The organism is Pseudomonas sp. St386, assembly GCF_018325865.1.
GTDB classification, from domain to species: domain Bacteria; phylum Pseudomonadota; class Gammaproteobacteria; order Pseudomonadales; family Pseudomonadaceae; genus Aquipseudomonas; species Aquipseudomonas brassicacearum.
Map to the genome: position 1 here is coordinate 2,239,079 of NZ_AP021900.1, position 19,261 is coordinate 2,258,339.

14 protein-coding genes are annotated in these 19,261 nt (G+C 60.8%); 7 read left to right on the forward strand and 7 right to left on the reverse strand.

Annotated elements, in window-relative coordinates; translation table 11 throughout:
• The first annotated feature begins 33 nt into the window (after positions 1-33).
• The 4 genes from lon to KI235_RS09900 all read left to right on the forward strand — a co-directional run bounded on the left by lon (position 34) and on the right by KI235_RS09900 (position 6,171).
• Complete coding sequence (lon, locus tag KI235_RS09885) at positions 34-2,430, forward strand: endopeptidase La (protein ID WP_003199864.1); 2,397 nt, start codon at positions 34-36, stop codon at positions 2,428-2,430.
• Positions 2,431-2,577: 147 nt separating this feature from the next.
• Entirely contained in the window at positions 2,578-2,850 is a 273-nt protein-coding gene (locus KI235_RS09890) for an HU family DNA-binding protein (RefSeq protein ID WP_002552737.1), read from the forward strand.
• Between the two features lie 224 nt (positions 2,851-3,074).
• The gene (locus KI235_RS09895) at positions 3,075-4,946 is read left to right on the forward strand and encodes a SurA N-terminal domain-containing protein (RefSeq protein ID WP_003199929.1); all 1,872 of its coding nucleotides are present in this window, start codon (positions 3,075-3,077) and stop codon (positions 4,944-4,946) included.
• Between the two features lie 391 nt (positions 4,947-5,337).
• Positions 5,338-6,171 carry a DUF2242 domain-containing protein gene (locus KI235_RS09900; RefSeq protein WP_003199930.1) on the forward strand — a complete coding sequence of 278 codons (834 nt, stop codon included), beginning with the start codon at positions 5,338-5,340 and terminating at the stop codon, positions 6,169-6,171.
• Between the two features lie 304 nt (positions 6,172-6,475).
• Here KI235_RS09900 and KI235_RS09905 read toward each other — a convergent pair whose 3' ends face one another.
• From KI235_RS09905 to KI235_RS09915, 3 genes are all read right to left on the reverse strand, one after another.
• Positions 6,476-7,513, reverse strand: coding sequence for an AraC family transcriptional regulator (locus KI235_RS09905; RefSeq protein ID WP_003199937.1), 1,038 nt, complete (start codon positions 7,511-7,513; stop codon positions 6,476-6,478).
• Between the two features lie 2 nt (positions 7,514-7,515).
• Positions 7,516-8,646: a carbon-nitrogen hydrolase family protein gene (locus KI235_RS09910; protein WP_003199939.1), complete on the reverse strand. Its 1,131-nt coding sequence runs from the start codon at positions 8,644-8,646 to the stop codon at positions 7,516-7,518.
• 172 nt (positions 8,647-8,818) lie between these two features.
• The gene (locus tag KI235_RS09915; protein WP_013692652.1) at positions 8,819-10,036 is read right to left on the reverse strand and encodes a DUF3422 domain-containing protein; all 1,218 of its coding nucleotides are present in this window, start codon (positions 10,034-10,036) and stop codon (positions 8,819-8,821) included.
• Positions 10,037-10,276: 240 nt separating this feature from the next.
• On the opposite strand from KI235_RS09915, the gene KI235_RS09920 reads away from it, so the two are divergent.
• The gene (locus KI235_RS09920; protein WP_212795660.1) at positions 10,277-12,316 is read left to right on the forward strand and encodes an NADPH-dependent 2,4-dienoyl-CoA reductase; all 2,040 of its coding nucleotides are present in this window, start codon (positions 10,277-10,279) and stop codon (positions 12,314-12,316) included.
• Positions 12,317-12,503: 187 nt separating this feature from the next.
• A complete protein-coding gene (locus KI235_RS09925; protein WP_003199948.1) occupies positions 12,504-13,412 on the forward strand; it encodes a pyridoxal-phosphate dependent enzyme in 909 nt (302 codons plus the stop codon).
• 6 nt (positions 13,413-13,418) lie between these two features.
• Here KI235_RS09925 and KI235_RS09930 read toward each other — a convergent pair whose 3' ends face one another.
• Positions 13,419-13,967 (reverse strand): cytochrome b, encoded by a 549-nt coding sequence (locus tag KI235_RS09930; RefSeq protein WP_003199949.1) that lies wholly within the window; start codon positions 13,965-13,967, stop codon positions 13,419-13,421.
• A 126-nt stretch (positions 13,968-14,093) separates the two neighbouring features.
• Positions 14,094-15,500, reverse strand: coding sequence for a type VI secretion system tip protein TssI/VgrG (gene tssI / locus KI235_RS09935; RefSeq protein WP_038857185.1), 1,407 nt, complete (start codon positions 15,498-15,500; stop codon positions 14,094-14,096).
• Between the two features lie 219 nt (positions 15,501-15,719).
• Here tssI and KI235_RS09940 point away from each other — a divergent pair, with 219 nt between their 5' ends.
• Positions 15,720-16,424, forward strand: a complete 705-nt coding sequence (locus KI235_RS09940) for a YebC/PmpR family DNA-binding transcriptional regulator (protein ID WP_003199952.1) — start codon at positions 15,720-15,722, stop codon at positions 16,422-16,424.
• Between the two features lie 189 nt (positions 16,425-16,613).
• On the opposite strand, the gene KI235_RS09945 is transcribed toward KI235_RS09940, so the two are convergent.
• Both KI235_RS09945 and KI235_RS09950 read right to left on the reverse strand, forming a co-directional pair.
• Complete coding sequence (locus KI235_RS09945) at positions 16,614-17,939, reverse strand: leucine-rich repeat-containing protein kinase family protein (protein WP_003199956.1); 1,326 nt, start codon at positions 17,937-17,939, stop codon at positions 16,614-16,616.
• 249 nt (positions 17,940-18,188) lie between these two features.
• Complete coding sequence (locus KI235_RS09950) at positions 18,189-19,250, reverse strand: ABC transporter substrate-binding protein (protein WP_003199958.1); 1,062 nt, start codon at positions 19,248-19,250, stop codon at positions 18,189-18,191.
• Between the last annotated feature and the right edge of the window lie 11 nt (positions 19,251-19,261).

Consider the following 19,261-nt stretch of genomic DNA (forward strand, 5'->3'; position numbering starts at 1 on the left):
TTCCGGCCCGAGGGCCGCCGTAGAGGCGAAATCATGAAGACAACCATCGAATTGCCTCTCCTGCCATTGCGCGATGTCGTGGTGTATCCGCACATGGTTATCCCGCTGTTCGTGGGGCGCGAGAAGTCCATCGAAGCCCTTGAGGCTGCGATGGCGGGTGACAAGCAGATTCTTTTGCTGGCTCAGAGAAACCCGGCCGATGATGATCCCGGCGAAGACGCACTGTATCGCGTAGGTACGATTGCAACGGTTCTGCAATTGCTCAAGCTGCCCGACGGCACCGTCAAGGTCCTGGTCGAAGGCGAGCAGCGCGGTGCTATCGAGCGTTTCAGCGAAGTGGACGGCCATTGCCGGGCCGAGGTGTCGCTGATCGAAGAGGTCGATGCGCCCGAGCGTGAGTCAGAGGTGTTTGTCCGCAGCCTGCTGTCGCAGTTCGAACAATACGTGCAACTGGGCAAGAAGGTGCCTGCAGAGGTCCTGTCGTCGCTTAACAGCATCGATGAGCCTGGGCGACTGGTCGATACGATGGCGGCCCATATGGCCCTCAAGATCGAGCAGAAGCAGGAAATTCTCGAAATCATTGATTTGTCGGCCCGTGTCGAACACGTGCTGGCACTGCTCGACGGCGAAATCGATCTGTTGCAGGTCGAGAAGCGCATTCGCGGTCGCGTCAAGAAACAGATGGAGCGCAGCCAGCGCGAGTACTACCTGAATGAGCAGATGAAGGCCATTCAGAAAGAGCTGGGCGATGGTGACGAAGGCCACAACGAAATCGAAGAGCTGAAAAAGCGCATCGATGCCGCCGGCTTGCCCAAGGATGCACTGGCCAAGGCCCAGGCTGAGCTGAACAAGCTCAAGCAAATGTCGCCGATGTCTGCTGAGGCCACCGTAGTGCGCTCCTACATCGACTGGTTGGTCCAGGTGCCGTGGAAAGCCCAGAGCAAGGTGCGTCTGGACCTGGCGCGTGCCGAAGACATCCTCGACGCCGACCATTACGGCCTGGAAGAGGTCAAGGAGCGTATCCTTGAATACCTCGCCGTGCAGAAGCGCGTGAAGAAGATTCGTGGCCCGGTCCTGTGCCTGGTCGGTCCTCCTGGGGTCGGTAAAACCTCCCTTGCGGAGTCGATTGCCCACGCGACCAACCGCAAATTCGTACGCATGGCTCTTGGCGGCGTGCGCGATGAGGCGGAAATTCGGGGGCATCGCCGTACCTACATCGGTTCGATGCCAGGAAGATTGATTCAAAAGATGACAAAGGTCGGCGTGCGCAATCCGCTGTTCCTTTTGGACGAAATCGACAAGATGGGTAGCGACATGCGCGGCGATCCCGCCTCTGCGTTGCTCGAAGTCCTCGATCCTGAGCAGAATCACAACTTCAACGATCACTACCTGGAGGTCGACTACGACCTGTCGGATGTGATGTTCCTCTGCACCTCCAACTCCATGAATATTCCGCCGGCGTTGCTGGACCGGATGGAGGTGATTCGTCTTCCGGGCTACACCGAGGACGAGAAGATCAACATCGCCGTGAAATACCTTTCGCCCAAGCAGATCCAGGCCAACGGCCTGAAAAAAGGCGAGCTGGAATTCGACGAGGAAGCGATTCGCGACATCATCCGCTACTACACCCGCGAAGCCGGTGTACGTGGCCTGGAACGGCAGATTGCCAAGGTCTGCCGCAAGGCGGTCAAGGAACATGCGCTGGAAAAACGCTTCGCGGTCAAAGTCACTGCGGACCTGCTGGAGCACTTCCTGGGCGTACGCAAGTTCCGCTACGGCCTCGCCGAGCAACAGGATCAGATCGGCCAGGTGACTGGCCTGGCCTGGACCCAGGTCGGTGGTGAGTTGCTGACCATCGAAGCGGCCGTGGTGCCGGGCAAGGGGCAACTGATCAAGACCGGTTCCCTGGGCGACGTGATGGTCGAATCGATCACCGCTGCGCTGACGGTGGTTCGCAGCCGCGCCCGGAGCCTGGGCATTCCCCTGGACTTCCATGAGAAGCGCGACACGCATATCCACATGCCTGAAGGGGCTACGCCCAAGGACGGCCCAAGCGCTGGTGTAGGCATGTGCACGGCCCTGGTCTCGGCATTGACCGGTATCCCGGTGCGTGCCGACGTCGCCATGACGGGTGAAATCACGCTGCGCGGCCAGGTCCTGGCGATTGGCGGCCTGAAGGAAAAACTGCTGGCGGCACACCGTGGTGGGATCAAGATCGTGATCATTCCCGAAGAGAATGTCCGCGACCTGAAGGAAATTCCTGACAACATCAAGCAAGATCTTCAGATCAAACCCGTTAAATGGATTGACGAGGTCCTGCAAATTGCGCTGCAATACGCGCCGGAGCCCTTGCCGGATGTGGCTCCGGAGATTGTCGCGAAGGAAGAAAAGCGAGAGTCTGACTCTAAGGAAAGAATTAGCACGCATTAATACGCATTTGCCTGGGGGGCTTCCTTGACAGTTTTTTAGAGCCCTTGTTATAAAGCGGCTCTTAAGTGTCTGCAGGCCATTCAGCACTCGTTTTGCTTTCACCAAAAAAACTTAGAATCATCTCAAATAGATATAAGGGGACTTAGAGTGAACAAGTCGGAACTGATTGATGCTATCGCTGCATCCGCTGATATCCCGAAAGCTGCTGCTGGCCGTGCGCTGGACGCTGTAATCGAATCCGTCACTGGCGCTCTGAAGGCTGGCGACTCCGTTGTTCTGGTTGGTTTCGGTACCTTCTCCGTGACCGATCGTCCTGCTCGTATCGGTCGCAACCCGCAGACCGGTAAGACGCTGGAAATCGCTGCTGCCAAAAAGCCAGGCTTCAAAGCTGGTAAAGCACTGAAAGAAGCCGTTAACTAAGGTTTCGTTGAGTTTATCCGGGTCGGGGTCATGCCTGGCTTGGCAGCGGAGCGGTAACACGGCCGGTTGCAACCGGTCTGGCACACCAGGGCTTGAAGGTTAGAGCCCGGTCCGCTCCGCCAGTTACGAGAAGGCGCATCCTCGGATGCGCCTTTCTTCTATCCGGATTCTACCCACGCTCCACGGTTGCCTAAATTTGAAGTTCAACCGTTTCTGGGGGACGCATGCTGCAGAATATCAGGGACAATTCACAAGGCTGGATTGCCAAGACCATCATCGGGGTCATCGTCGCATTGATGGCGTTGACCGGTTTCGATGCCATTTTCAAAGCCACTACCAACAGCAACGAAGCGGCCAAGGTCAACGGCGAAAACATCAGCCAGAACGAGCTGAGCCAGGCGGTCGATATGCAACGCCGTCAGCTCATGCAACAGCTGGGCAAGGATTTCGACGCCTCCCTGCTGGACGAAAAAATGCTGCGTGATTCGGCGCTCAAGGGCCTGATCGACCGCAAGTTGTTGTTGCAAGGCGCACACGATGCGAAATTCGCTTTCTCCGAAGCTGCGCTTGATCAAGTGATCCTGCAGACGCCTGAGTTCCAGGTCGATGGCAAATTCAGCCCCGAGCGTTTCGATCAGGTGATCCGCCAGCTGGGTTACAGCCGTATGCAGTTCCGCCAGATGCTGGCTCAGGAAATGCTGATCGGTCAGCTGCGCGCCGGCCTGGCAGGCAGCGGTTTCGTCACCGATGCCCAAGTGCTGGCATTTGCACGCCTGGAAAAACAGACGCGTGATTTCGCCACCTTGAACATCAAGGCTGATCCTGCCTCCGTCAAGCTGACCGATGATGAGGTCAAGGCTTACTACGACCAGCACGCCAAGGAATTCATGACGCCTGACCAGGTGGTCATCGATTACCTCGAACTGAAGAAGGCCTCTTTCTTCGATCAGGTCAGCGTCAAGGACGAAGACTTGCAGGCGGCCTATCAGAAAGAAATCGCCAACCTGTCCGAACAGCGTCGGGCTGCGCACATCCTGATCGAAGTGAACGACAAGGTGACCGAAGCCCAGGCCAAGGCGAAGATCGAAGAGATCCAGGCTCGCCTGGCCAAAGGCGAGTCGTTTGAAGCGTTGGCGAAGGAGTTTTCCCAGGACCCGGGTTCGGCTAACAATGGCGGCGATCTGGGCTACGCCGGTCCTGGTGTCTACGATCCGGAATTTGAAAAGGCCTTGTACGCCTTGAACAAGGACCAGGTCTCGGCACCGGTACGCACCGATTTCGGTCTGCACCTGATCAAGCTGCTGGGTGTCGAAGCGCCTGAAGTGCCTACGTTTGCCAGCCTCAAGGACAAGCTGACCCGCGAGCTGAAGACTCAACAGGTGGAGCAGCGTTTCGTTGAGGCGACCAAGCAACTGGAGGATGCCTCGTTCGAAGCGTCCGACCTGGCGCAACCCGCCCAGGACCTGAAGCTGACCGTCCACACATCGGCCCCGTTCGGTCGTGAAGGCGGCGAAGGGATTGCGGCCAATCGTGCCGTAGTTACTGCTGCGTTCAGTCCGGAAGTGCTGAATGAGGGGGCCAACAGCACCGCCATCGAGCTGGACCCGGAAACCGTCGTGGTGCTGCGTGCCAAGGAGCACCGCAAGCCTGAGCAACTGCCGCTGGAAAGCGTGGCAGGGCCGATTCGTGCTCAATTGACCAAGGAACACGCCAGCGCGGCAGCCAAGACCCGCGCCGACGAGCTGATCGCCAGCCTGCGCGATGGCAAGGTTGCACTGGACAAGCCGGTCGACGGCCAAGGCTGGAAAGCCACCCAGGCGGCAACCCGCAACCAGGAAGGCATCGACCCGGCGGTGCTGCAAGCATTGTTCCGCATGCCCAAGCCTGAGTCCAAGGACAAGCCGACGTTCACCAGCGTGACCTTGCCTGATGGCAGCCTGATGGTCGTGCGTTTGAATGGCGTGAACGAAGCGGCGGCACCGACTGACGAAGAGAAGGCGGAATATCGCCGCTACCTCGCGTCCCGTGTTGGTCAGCAGGACTTTGCGGCGTATCGCAAGCAGTTGGAGAGCCAGGCGGAGATCAAGCGTTTCTAATTGCTTGATGCTTTTTCAAACCTGGTTGTGATGCTGTTCAGTTAGAAAAAACGGCGCTTCTTCAGAAATGGGGAGCGTCGTTTTTTTTGGCTTGGGTTTTGTGAGTAGATCCATTACCGCAGAAATGGATATACACACTGAACTACGCCGCTCTGAACGTGATATCAAAATCTTCATTAACGGCGCAACTGAACAGGATTAAGCTAAATCCCGGATTTTTTTGTGTCTGCTTGTTGCTCGGGGCGGGTGTTCGTCGATCTATCCGCTTGGCGTCTTTTTCCTGCAAACAACCCCCAGTAAACTTGTAACCCCCTTGAAACAAGATTAGCCACGCTGCCAGGTCGCGTTCTGTTGCACAATACGCCCCGGACCGTTTTTCTCAGGATGTTCAATGTTCAAATCATTTCCCATGCGCACCGTCGGGCTTGCACTGGTGCTGGCCGCCGCAGCCGGTTGCTCGTCGAAGAAAGCCGCCATTTACGAGCACGAGAACTTCGATGACTCCGGCACGTTCTCGCGCACATATCCGGTTAACGACGCGGCGACCTGCGAGGCCGGGCGTCGGGCGTTGCTCAGCCAGGGCTACATCATCACCAGCAGCGATCCGAAGCTGGTCAGCGGTCACAAGAGTTTCCAGCAGACCGGCGACACTCACATGGAAATCAGTTTCAACCTGGTCTGTGCCGAGGACGGCGGTGCCGGACACCGTGCGACCATGTTCGCCAACGCCTTGCAGGACCGTTATGCCCTGAAGAAAACCAACAACTCCGCCAGCCTGGGTGTGGGCGTGCTGGGTTCGGTGTCGATGCCGATCGGCTCCTCGGATGATTCGATGGTCAAGGTCGCCAGTGAAACCGTGTCGGCGGCCAAGTTCTATGAGCGCTTCTTTGCCCTGGTGGAGCTGTTCCTGCCTCCCGAGGCGAAGAAAGCGGCCGACAACGCCGAGAAACCAAAAGCTGAACTGGGCATTCCGGAAACCAAGGTCGAACCGGCCGCCCTGATGCCTGCTCCAGCGCCTGCACCGGAGCCTGTCGCCCCCGCGCCCGCGCCGGCCCCTGTCGAAACAGCTCCTACGGTGTCGGAGCCCGTCGCACCGCCGAGCGAGCCTGCACCGATTGCGCCCGAGTCGTTCGAGTCTGCGCCGACGACGGAAACCGTTACACCACCACCGTCCAGTTCGTTGCCGGCCCCGACCGAGCCGATCCAGCCGCTTCCGGCATCCTGAGGTCCAGTGGCAGGGAGTAATGCCCTGTCACACTTCACACGGTAATTTCCCGACCCTGTGCTACGTTTAATTCATGAAGCCTTTGCTTCATGTTTTGTTCATAAAGCAGCTTTATGCTGATGCCAGCGCCATCAGGCATTGGTTTCAATGACAGGGGAAGGACACGTAATGGATGATTATCAGGAAGAGCTGCTGGAATACCAGGCGTATGAACTGGACCCGTTGGAACCCGCCGAAGATGCGACGGAGTTGTGAGGATCGCTACACGCTACAAGTGGTAAGCGCCAAGCCAGGTTCTTGAAGCTCAAACCCCTCGGTGACTACGACGAAACTCTCCGGGCGTCTGGTTGTTCCAGCGCTTGAAGGCTCGTTGAAATGCCTCGGCTGAGGCGAATCCCAATAGATAAGCGATTTCGCCGAACGCCAGTTCGGTATCGCGTATGTAGGTCATGGCCAGGTCGCGGCGGGTGTCGTTGAGGATGGCGCGAAACTGCGTGCCTTCCTCGGCCAGCTTGCGACGCAGGGTCCAGGTCGGCAGCTTCAGGCGGGCCGCCACTTCTTCCAGGTCGGGTTCCCGGCCGCCGTTGAGCAACGGTCCCAGCAGTTGGATGATGCGCTCGCGCAGGCTGCGGGTGCGGGTCAGTTGTTCCAGTTCCCGTTCACACAACTGAAGCAGATGGTGCCAGGTGCTGGGGCAATGCTGTGGGTTGCGCTGGGCGAGGCTGTCCAGGCCCAGGCGCAGTTGATTCTGTTCGGCGCCAAATTGGATCGGGCAGTCACCGAGCGTGCGGTAGGCCTCCAGGTATGCCGGCTCCTCGAATTCGATTTCGATGCGTTCTGGCCGCAGCGCGATGCCGCTGACGCTGGACAGTTGCGCAAGCCAGCCGGCAATGATCGAGTCCACGACAAAGCGGTTGTAGGCGTTATACGGGCTGATGGAATAGAACCGTAGCCAAGCGCCTCGGGCATCTTCATGGAAACTCGATTGGCCGCGATAGTTGGAGCCATACAGCGGCTCGAAGCGGATCATGCAGCGGGCGGCCTCGCGCACGGTTGGCGCCTGGGCCGCGGTGACGCCCGCGAGTCCGGCCTGGCTCAGACGGCCGAGTTGGCCCATGCGCAGGCCCAAGGCCGGGTCCTGGGTCTGTTGAATCGCGGCGTGGCCCAGGCGCATGTAGCGTGGGATCGACAGCCTTGCCCCGGGCTCGGCCAGGCGCGCGGCATCGAGACCGTACTGTTCGAGCAAAGGTTGAGGGTCTTGCCCATGGCTGGCGACGGCGTCAGCCAGGCTATGGACGAAGCCCACTGACAGGTCGCCCAGGCGCATCGGCCGCGGTTTCATGTTCACAACCACAGGTTCAGCAGGCGGGCGCCACGGGCGTTGCCATCGGAGAAGTGTTGGCCGTCGTGGCTGATGAAACTCTGGCCGGCACTGCCGCTGTCCCAGAACTGGCCCCGCAGGAACACGCTGACGCCGGCCCGGGCCTGGCTGATGGGCAATTGGCCGGTCAGTGTCAGGCGATGCCAGGCTTGGCCCTCGCTCACTTCACCGGGCTTGAGGCTCACCTCGCTCGGCGTGGACAGGCCTTTATAACCGCTCCAGGGTTTTTCCCACGTATCGCGACCGGTGATGAAGGCGGGCACGGCAATCAGTTGCGCGCCCTGGTCGTTGAGTTGCCGGTAGTGGAGCGGATACCAACTGTCGCTGCCGATCAGCACGCCCAGGCGCCCGGCGGGGGTGTCGATGACTTGGACAGCGGTCGGTCGGTCGGCCCCAAGCACGTCGCGCTGTTCAAACACTGGATGTCGTTGGCGTTGTGGCTGGCCGATCGGCCGGCCATCGCTGCCGAACACCAGGCTGCTGTTGTACAGCGCACCGCGACCGATCTTCAGTTCACCGTCGCTGACACTGGGCTCGGGAAGCACGATGGAGCCGGCCACCAGGGTGATACCGAACTCCTTGGCCAGCCCACCGAACAGTGCTTGATAGTCATGGGCCATGCGCTCGGCTTTCATGCGCAGGTAGGCATCGTCCAGTCGGCTATCGCCTTGAGCGCTGACCAATGCCTGGATAAACGCCAGCGGATTGCTGACCGCCAGCCAGTTCATGGCGTCCTTCAGGCTGGTGGCCTGGTACAACTCGTCTTTTTCGCCGCCGACCATCAGCCAGGTGCCGATGTGCTCGGGCAGGACCACCACGGTCTTGGCATTGAGAAAGCCCTGGTCGCGAGCCGTCTGCAGATAGGCCGCCAGTTTGCGATGCAGGCGCTCGGGGCTCTGGTAGTCGGTGGGGAACAGTTCGGGTTGGATGCCCAGCAGGTTGCCGCGGTCGGCGGGCGTGCCCTGGTCGACCGCCAGGCTGATGCGCAGGTCTGACAGGTAATGACCCGCCGGACGATCCGTCGTCCACAGTGCGTAGGTGATCAGAGCGGCAATCAAGGCCAAGGAAAACAGCAGGTACAGAAATTTGCGCATGGGGGAACAGTCAGCGGCCGTGTGCAGGTTCGTGATTTTTCATCAAGAGCTACGGGGCAGGGTACGGTAAAATAAGGGATTAGCGAAGGGCGGGCGCTGATTTGTACGCACGGTAAGCACACACAGAGGGTGTCCAGGAATCTTGGGACACCCTCTACGCTGGCAAGGCGCGCTAGTGACTTTTGGCTTTCCGGATCCGGATCAGAATCAGCAACATGATCAGCAGCACCGGTGGCGTCATGCCCACCAGCGCTTCGCGGGCCGAGAGGTTTGCGCCCAAGGTGTGCAGCCCGCTATAGACCAGTTTGAACAGGTTGATCAGGTAGTAGGTGATGGCAATGATCGACAGACCTTCCACCGCGCGCTGGATCTTGATCTGTGCATCGGCACGCGCATTGAGGCTGCGCAGGATCTCGGCGTTCTGGTCTTCCATCTCGACTTGTACGCGGGCTTGCAGCAGGTCACCCAGGTTGGCGACGCTCATGGCCAGTTGTTCAAGGCGCTGTTCGGTGGCTGCGCAATAACGCACCGTGGGTTTGAAACGCCGTTCGATGAACACGCCCAGCCGCTGGCAATCGCCCAGGTGACTTTCGCGCAACTCCCCCAGGCGCTCGAACACCAGTTGGGCGTAGGCGCGGGTGGCGCTGAAACGGTGGCGATTCTTGACCGTGCTACTGACGACCTGGCGAGACAGCAGGGCGATGTCCTCCAGCAGGGCCTTGGCATGCACGCCGCTGGCATTGGCGTTGCGTTCGGACAGGCTCACCAGGGTGCGATCGAATTCGTTCAGTTGCGGGTCCAGTGCCTTGGCGGTATTGAGCGACAAGGACGCCATCATGCGATAGGTCTCGATTTCCAGCAGGCGCCGGATCATGCGGCCCTGGCGATAAGCGTTGAGCCGTCGGTTGATGAACAGCAGGCGATTGGTGCCATCCTCGGTCAGGCGAAAATCGCTCCAGACCACCGCATCGCCACCGCCCACGCAAGAGCCGCAAGGGTCCTTGAAACCGTAGCTGGGCAGGTCGAGACCGGCTTCGGCGCGCACCACCACCTGAACCGCATTGATGAGGTGCTGGGAATGGCCTTCGATACCCTGGGCAAGGCATTCGGGCAGCGTTGTCCAGTGCAGTTCATTGGTGCTGGCGGGAACAACCAGGGTCAGGGTGAAGAACTCGGCGTGGCGCTCCCACTTGAGCGGATGTCCTTCAAGGCGGGTGATGCCTTGTGCGGCCTCTGCTGCGACGGTTTCAGGGCACAGTCGTTCGAGCAACGCGTTGCACTGGGCATTGTCGCCAAGAAACGCCAGGTGGAAGACGTGGGCCGGCTCGTCGAAATACAGCGACGGGCGGGCGTGCAACTCGTTGTGCAGCATTTTTCGTTGGGGATGCATGCAATGAGCACCATGTTATTAGGGTTATTTTTGGTTTCAGCACCTGGGCCAGCGTTGATAGGACTGGCTCACCCCGCCGAGAGTCACGCACGACTGATCGGCACCCTGCACATTTGGATCATTAAGTTGTCAGTTACGGTCATTGAGTGCCCGCATCCCGACTCTTACGCTGTGGGTCATGACAGACGCAGGCCGCAGAGCTTGCGCTTTTCCCCGTGATCGCCCGTTGTGGAGTTACCGATGACCGCCTCTCATTACCCGCATCTGCTGGCCCCGCTGGACCTGGGTTTCACCACCTTGCGCAACCGTACCCTGATGGGCTCGATGCACACCGGCCTGGAAGAGAAACCCGGCGGCTTCGAGCGTATGGCGGCGTATTTTGCCGAGCGCGCCCGGGGCGGCGTGGGTCTGATGGTCACCGGCGGGATCGGACCGAACGACGAGGGTGGTGTCTACTCCGGCGCGGCCAAGCTGACCACCGAAGAAGAAGCGCTCAAGCACCAGATCGTTACCCGGGCCGTACACGAGGCCGGTGGCAAGATCTGCATGCAGATTCTCCATGCCGGGCGCTACGCCTACAGCCCCAAGCAGGTGGCACCGAGCGCGATCCAGGCACCGATCAACCCATTCAAGCCCAAGGAGCTGGACGAGGAGGGTATCGAGAAACAGATCAGCGATTTCGTCACCTGCTCGGTACTGGCCCAGAAGGCCGAATACGACGGCGTCGAGATCATGGGCTCGGAAGGTTATTTCATTAACCAGTTCCTGGCGGCCCACACCAACCACCGTACCGACCGTTGGGGCGGCAGCTATGAAAACCGCATGCGCCTGCCGGTGGAAATCGTCCGTCGAGTGCGCGAGGCGGTAGGCCCGAATTTCATCATCATCTTTCGCCTGTCGATGCTCGATCTGGTGGAAGGTGGCAGTTCCTGGGACGAAATCGTCCAGTTGGCCAAGGCCATCGAGCAGGCTGGCGCGACGATTATCAACACCGGTATCGGTTGGCACGAAGCGCGAATTCCCACCATCGCCACCAAGGTTCCGCGCGCCGCGTTCAGCAAGGTCACGGCCAAGCTGCGTGGTTCGGTCAGCATCCCGCTGATCACCACCAACCGCATCAACACCCCGGAAGTGGCCGAGCAGATCCTGGCCGAAGGCGATGCCGACATGGTCTCCATGGCCCGGCCGTTCCTGGCCGATCCGGAGTTCGTCAACAAGGCCGCTGCCGGTCGCGGCGATGAAATCAACACCTGCATCGGCTGCAACCAGGCGTGCCTGGACCACACCTTTGGCGGCAAGCTCACCAGTTGCCTGGTCAACCCGCGGGCCTGCCACGAAACCGAGCTGAACTACCTGCCGGTGACCCAGGTGAAGAAAATCGCCGTGGTCGGTGCCGGCCCGGCCGGGTTGTCCGCTGCCACGGTGGCGGCCGAGCGTGGGCACCAGGTGACGCTGTTCGATTCGGCCAGTGAAATCGGTGGTCAGTTCAACATTGCCAAGCGCGTGCCGGGCAAGGAAGAGTTTTTCGAAACCCTGCGCTACTTCAAGCGCAAATTGCAGACCAGCCATGTCGAGCTGTGCCTCGACACCCGGGTGGATGTGGCGCAATTGGTGGCTGGCGGTTATGACGAGATCATCCTCGCCACCGGCATCGCACCGCGCGTGCCGGCGATTCCTGGCGTGGAGCATGCCAAGGTGTTGAGCTACCTGGACGTGATCCTCGAGCGCAAGCCGGTGGGCCGCAGTGTCGCGGTGATCGGTGCCGGCGGTATCGGCTTCGACGTGTCGGAGTTCCTGGTTCATCAAGGCGTTGCCACCAGCCAGGACCGCGAGGCGTTCTGGAAGGAGTGGGGCATCGACACCCACCTCGAGGCTCGCGGCGGCGTGGCCGGGATCAAGGCCGAACCTCATGCGCCGGCGCGCCAGGTGTTCCTGCTGCAACGCAAGACATCCAAGGTCGGTGACGGCCTGGGCAAGACCACCGGCTGGATTCACCGCACGGGCCTGAAGAACAAGCAGGTGCAGATGCTCAACAGCGTCGAATACCTGAAGATCGACGACGAGGGCCTGCACATTAGCATCGGCGAAACCGGTGAGCCGCAAGTGCTGGCCGTGGACAACATCGTGATCTGCGCCGGCCAGGATCCGCTGCGTGAATTGCAGGAAGGCTTGGAGGCGGCGGGGCAGAAGGTTCATCTGATCGGCGGTGCCGACGTGGCGGCGGAACTGGACGCCAAGCGGGCGATCAACCAGGGTTCGCGGTTGGCGGCGCAGTTGTAAGGCAGCGCCCCAGGAAAACCCTTGTGGGAGCGAGCTTGCTCGCGATAGCCGCAGGTCAGTCAACATTCATGCTGCTGACTAACCGCCATCGCGAGCAAGCTCGCTCCCACAGGGGATGTGGTGAACCTGAAATCACCCGCTGCCAAGCTGTTAAGATGCCGGCCTGTTTCCCCTCGGGCCCGCTGCCATGCTGCTTCCCGCCCTCGATTGGCATCCCCAACCCCGACTCGAACCCCTTCACCTGGACTGGCTCGCCCGTGCCGGTGTTGAGGTGGCGGTGTTGCGCCTGGACCGGATCGATCCACTGATCAGCGGCAACAAGTGGTTCAAGCTGGTCCATCATTTGCGCGCCGCCCATGAGGCCGGTGCCGAGGGGGTCATGAGCCTGGGCGGGGCCTATTCCAACCATTTGCATGCGTTGGCGGCGGCGGGCAAGCGCTTCGGGTTTCCCACGGCGGGGCTGTTGCGTGGTCAGCCCCAGGACACGCCGACGGTGCGCGACCTGAAAGCGTTTGGCATGGACCTGCACTGGTTGGGGTATGGCGGGTACCGAGAGCGACACGCGCCGGGTTTCTGGGCGCCGTGGCAGATCCGCTATCCACATTTGCATCCGGTGCCCGAGGGCGGTTCAGGATTACCCGGCGCACAAGGCTGCCAGGTATGGGCAGCCAGTGTCCGTGAACAACTGGCGACGTTGGGATGGGCGGATTTTCACGGTTGGTGGCTGGCCTGCGGCACCGGTACGTCGTTGGCCGGGCTGGTGCTGGCCGAAGCGGGACAGCGCCCGGTCTATGGCGTGCTGGCGGTGCCCCAGGACCATGGCGTGGCGCAGCAAGTCGAACGCATCGTGGGGGAGGCGGGGCTTTGCAGTCCACTTTATGAATTGTTCGACGGCAGCCGTGGCGGTTTCGCCCGGGTCGATGCTGAACTCACCGCGTTCATCGACAGCACGGCGGCCATCGAACTGGAGCCGTTGTACACCGGCAAAGCCTTGATGTTGCTTAGAGCACGGGTCGAGGCCGGAGGGTTTGCCCCAGGCACCCGTTTGATCTTCGTCCACACCGGCGGTTTGCAAGGCCGCCGAGGGTTCGAGTAACGGCGATCAGCCGCGCTTGGGCATCATCCGCAGCAGCGTGTTGTCCCGTACCACATAGTGGTGGTACAGCCCCGCCAAGGCATGCAGGCCAATCAACCAATAGCCGATAGTGCCGCCCAGCACATGCCAACCTTCCAGCTGCTTGGCAAATTCCTTGTCCTGATCGATGAGCAAGGGCAGATCGAAACCATAGAACATCACCTGATGCCCTTCGGCGCTGGTGATCAGCCAGCCCAGCAGCGGCATGGCGATCATGAACAGGTACAGCGCCCAGTGCATCAGGCGAGCGAGAACGGTTTGCCATGCAGGTGACGCCGGGAAAATCGCCGGTGCCTTACCCATGCTGCGGGCGAACAGGCGTAGCCAGACCAGCAGGAACACCGTCAGGCCGAGCATGAAGTGTGCTTCCTTGATCAGGGTCCGGCCGCCACTGCCCTTGGGGAAAATCCCTCGGAACTCGATGCAGGCATAAACCACGGCCAGCAGAACCAGCATCAGCCAATGCAAGGTTACCGTGACGGTACTGTAGCGGCTTTCTGAGTTTTTCCAGGGCATTGCAGGTATCTCCAACGATCAGGGTAGAGCGCCGTCTAGAGCGGCGTTATCCGTTTACTGTAAGCCCGTTTCGCTGGGTTTGCATGAGCCAGATCAGTTTTGCCGGCATGAAGTTACAGGGTTGAGTCAGGGCGTGAAGTCCGGCGGATTCAGCAGCCAGTCCAACAGCAGCCCCGCATCATGATTGCCACGGGGCGATTTCGGGCGCGTGGCGGTATGGTCTGCGCCGGTATCGACAGCCCCTGGGCACAGCACCGGTCGATCAGGGTCGCCATCGAGAAAACTCACCAGCACTTCGCTGCCGGCCATCAGGTTGGGGCTGCCATCCAGCGTCAGCCGCGATACGGGCAGCGTGATGCCGTCCTGGTCCGGCGTCCATAGGCTGACACGCACCTGGCCACGTTCATCGGGGCTGGCCGGCTGGCCGGCGCGGCCGAGTACATGGGCCAGGTGGTACCCGGGGATGCAGGGCTTGGCATGCTTGAGGGCTGGCCTGAACGCGGTGGACCAGGGAATGGCGGTGAACCGGTTGCGGTAGTCACGGGACGAAGGTGCGGCGGGCACGTCCGGTTCCAGGATCGAAAACTGCCGTCCGCGGTGCTGGACCTCGGTGATCAGCCATTGATCGTTGAAGGCTGCAACCGGGTGTTCGCAGATCTGCACGATGTTGCCACCGTGCAGGACCGGTTGGGTACTGTGGCCATGGATTTCCCGTTGCCGGCAGCGCAGCCGTTCAAGGTGGCGGCGACCGGCCTGGTAACGGTGTGCCAAGGCCGGGTTGTCGCGCATGGCTTTGTGATCGATCCGCTCAAGAGGTTGATTCGCCGCCGAGGCGTTGGCTTCGGGCGGGGCCCGGTCACTGAACCCGACGGGCAGGCCAGGCATCATCGGATGGTGACGCAAATACAAGCGTTTGGCGGCCGGTAGCTGGCTGTCGTTCGGACGCAGGGGCAGTTCGACGGGGCGCGCGGGAAAGCTCTTCGGGTCTTCGGCAAACACCAGGGCATGACCCTGGGGAGCGTGTTCGAAGTGGTAATGAATGCCTTCTTCCTCGCACAGCCTTTGCAGGAGGGTCAGGTCGCTTTCGTCGTACTGTATGCAAAACGGGCGACATGGATACTGCCCATGGGGCAGTTCGAAACGGTAACTGTCGACGGGTAGCGCGTGTTCTTCCAGCAGCCGTTGCAGCACCTGCACCACGCTGAGCCGATGGAAAACCCGGCGCCGCGGACCTTGCTCCAGTTGCTGGAGGTAGGGGACCAACGTCAGGCGATAGCCGATGCGCCGCGGCGCCAGGGTACTCAGGCTAACGCTGTGGACAATCCCATGGACGCCCGATTCGCCGTCAAGGCGCAGGAAAGCCGGATGCCCCAAGATCAGCTCAGGATCTATCGGCGGGGCCAGGCCGATCAGTTCGAGGTCAAAGCGGTATGGCTGGTTGAGGGCTTCGCGGCCATTGAACCGCAAGACTTGCAGTTGCAAGTCGCTTTGCGTGAGCGTCAGGCTGAAGGGACTTTCCGTGTCGTTGCGCATCGCAGCTCCTACTGGCGGGAAGAGAGGCGCAGAGGGTACGAAACTGCGGGGGGAAACGGTGCTTGTGAGTCGCTATTTCAGAAATGCCCTACAACACGCTGTGAAAATGTCGATCCGGCGGGGTGAATTTTTTGGTCGATCAGCCGGTTTAGGCCGTATAAACTTGCGCCACAGCGCCGGCCGGCAGATGTCTCGGCGCGTCAGACAAGAGAGTGAGTAATGGGCGCACAGTGGAAGGTTAAACACAAAGAAGCGGCTGCCAACGCCAAGGGCAAGATCTTCGGCAAATTGGTGAAGGAAATCACCATTGCCGCACGCAACGGCGCTGATACCGCTACCAACGCGCACTTGCGACTGGTGGTCGAACAGGCGAAGAAGGCCTCGATGCCCCGCGAGACCCTGGAACGTGCGATCAAGAAAGGTTCTGGCCAGCTCGGTGAAACCGTGCAATACCACCGCGTCACCTACGAAGGGTTCGCACCGCACCAGGTACCGCTGATCGTTGAATGCGTGACCGATAACATCAACCGTACCGTTGCCGAAATTCGCGTCGCGTTCCGCAAGGGCCAACTCGGCGCCTCGGGTTCGGTGGCGTGGGACTTCAACCATGTCGGCATGATCGAAGCCGCGCCGGACAGCCCGGACGCCGATCCGGAAATGGCCGCCATCGAGGCCGGTGCCCAGGATTTCGAGCCGGGCGAAGAGGGTGCGACTTTGTTCCTCACCGATCCTGCCGATCTCGATGCCGTCCAGAAGGCCTTGCCGGAGCAGGGCTTCACCGTGTTGTCGGCCAAGCTGGGCTACCAGCCGAAAAACCCGGTCAGTGGCCTGACCGACGAGCAGATGGCTGAAGTCGAAGCCTTCCTCGAAGGCCTCGACAACCACGATGACGTGCAGGACATGTTTGTCGGGTTGGCCGGTTAAGCAGTACACCCCTGTGACGAGGGAATTTATCCCAGGGTGCGGTTCACTCTGTGGGAGCAAGGCTTGCCCGCGATGAAGACGACGCGGTCTCTGAGAAAACGAGGTGTCCGCATCGCGGGCAAGCCTTGCTCCCACAGATAAATCCCCTCGCCACAATAAGTAGTGTGTTTGTTAGTTTGGGGGGCTGGTTTAGTCGATGTGTTTGAAGTCGCTCAGCAACCTTTCAATCTCATCGAACCCCGGCCGCGCCAGTACATCTGACTGACAGCAGCGCACCTGCAGATCCTGCAACCCTGCAAGCTCCTCAGCGCTGAGCCCCGGTTCGATCCGCGCCAGCAATTCCCCCAGCAAAATCCCGAAGGCCCGCACTTCGATGCGTTGCAGTGCGCGGGTTTGCACGTTGTCCGTGGTGGCGTGGAACGACGCCGCGCCAAAATCCCCCAGCAGACAATCGCCCTGGTCATCGCACAGAATATTGTGCCCGTAGAGATCCCCGTGGGTGATGCCCTGGCGGTGCAGGTGCGCCGCCACCGAGGCGATGCCATGGGCGATGCGCAGGGCCGCCGGAGCGCTCAGGCGCAGTTCATCGGCATAGACGTCGCGGCTGCACGACGCCAGGCTCGGCAGTCCGGCGAGGTTACGGTAGCTGGGTTCGATCAGCGCCATCACCAGCCCGGCCTGTTGCTCGGGGTGCCCGGCAACCTGGCCCAACACCTCAATCAGGTTCGGGTGTCGACCGGCAGTGATGCAGGCATGCATCTCATGCAGGGGCGAGCCATCGCTGGTCATCTGCCCTTTGTACAGCTTCACTGCGACCTTTCGTGCCACCTGGCCGGGCGCCTGCCAGAGCGCTTGATGAATCACCCCCGACGCGCCTTCGCCCAGTTGTTGCTGCAGTTCCAGATGCGACCAGTCGATAGGCGTCGTGGTATTCAGGGCCGCCGCCTCTGCCTGGGCTTCCAGCGGGTTGCCGGCGTAGGCCAGCCAACTGAGACTCGGCAACGTGAGCAGCCATTGCGGCAGTTCGCTCAGTTGGTTGGCGGCGATGCGTAGCAGTTCGAGGCGATGACACAGGCCCAGGCTCGCCGGCAACTGCTGCAAACGGTTGCCGGCCAGCATCAGTTTTTGCAGATAGGGGCGTTGGCCCAGTTCATCCGGCAATTGGCTGACGCAGTTGTCGGTCAGGATCAGCCAGCGCAGCAGTGGCGGCAATGCGGCGCCCGTGACGTGCGTGATGCGGTTGGCCTTGAAACCGACCATGGTCAAGGCGCTGCAACGGCCCAGGCATTCGGGCAGTTCTGTGAAGCGGTTGTCCGAGCAGAACAGCACGCGCAGGCGAGTCAGCCGATGCAGGTCGTCGGGCAGCGTGTCCAACTGATTGCCGCTGAGGTTGAGAATTTCGAGGGAATCGGCCAGGTCGAAGATTTCCCGGGGAAATTCCGTCAAGCCGCAGGCCAGGTCCAGCCGGGTAATGCCGGAGAGCTGGCCGGCGCGTAGTTGGGCGAGGGTGTGCATGGAGGGGGCCGCTGTTGATCAAGGGGAGGGGCTGGCGCCCGTAGCCAGACAGTTAACCAATAATCAGCTCAGTACAACACCCTGTGGCGAGGGGATTTATCTGTGGGAGCAAGGCTTGCCCGCGATGAAGACGGCGCGGTCTCTGAGAAGACGAGGCGCCTGCATCGCGGGCAAGCCTTGCTCCCACAGCAATTTTTCACAACAGTTTTTCCCACAACAGTGTTGCTTCCCTCGCCACAGTCGATCGCTCTAGCGCTCGATGCTGCGGTTCCAGCGGGCGTTCCAGGCCGGGCGTTGTTCGTTGACCTGATCCCAATCCACGGCAATCGCCGTTTCCAGGTATTGCTTCATCGCCTCCACCTGACCGCGAGTCTTGTCGGTGGTCGGGGTGTTGGGGTTGGACGGGATCTGGTCGCCTTCTTCCAGGGCGATGGCCTGGGCTTGCGGGGTCAGCAGGAAAGCCGCGAGCTTTTGCGCCAGTTCCGGTTGGGTATTCTGGGCGATGGCACATTCGGCGACGTTTAGGACCACGGCGCCTTCCTTCGGCTGGGCATATTCGACCGGCATGCCCTTGATTTTCAATGCGGTCACCTGGGTTGGCGTCAGTGGGAACAGCGCGGCTTCGTCGGTCTGCAGCATTTCGGATATCTTCGCCGAGCTCGGGATGTACTCCAGCACGTTGCGCCCCACCGTGTTCGGCCAGGCCTTGAAGCCCGGTTCGACGTCGGTTTCGCTGCCGCCCTGGATCCGGTTGAACATCAAAAAGCCGTGCAGGCCGAACGTGGATGAGGCCATCGACTGGAACACCACTTTGTCCTTGAAGCGTGGATCGGCCAGGTCCATCCATGAGGTGGGCGTATTCCAGCCCTTTTCCTTGAAAAGCCGGGTGTTGTAGGCCAACCCCGTCACCCCGAGGCTGACGGCCACGGCCTGATCCTTGATGCGCCCCTTGGCCGGGATCTGCGCCAGGGGCGGGCTGTCCTCGAGCTTGTCGCACAGGCCCATGGCGATGGCGCGATACATGATGCCGTCATCGAGGAACATCACATGCATCTGCGGGTTGCCTTTGCTGGCCTGGACTTTGGCGAGGATGTCGGCGGAGGTGCCGGGTACGATGACCACTTTGACGTTGTTGGCTTTCTCGAAAGCCGGCAAGACCTTGTCGGCATAGAGCCGCTCCATCGTTCCGCCGTTCATGCCCAGGTAGAGCGTCGGCTCGGCCAACGCCTGGGTGACCGGGAGCAGGGCGCCCAGGCAAGCGGAACCCAGCGAGCAGAAACCGAACAGTGCACTGCGTTTGACGTTATTCATTGGCGCGACCT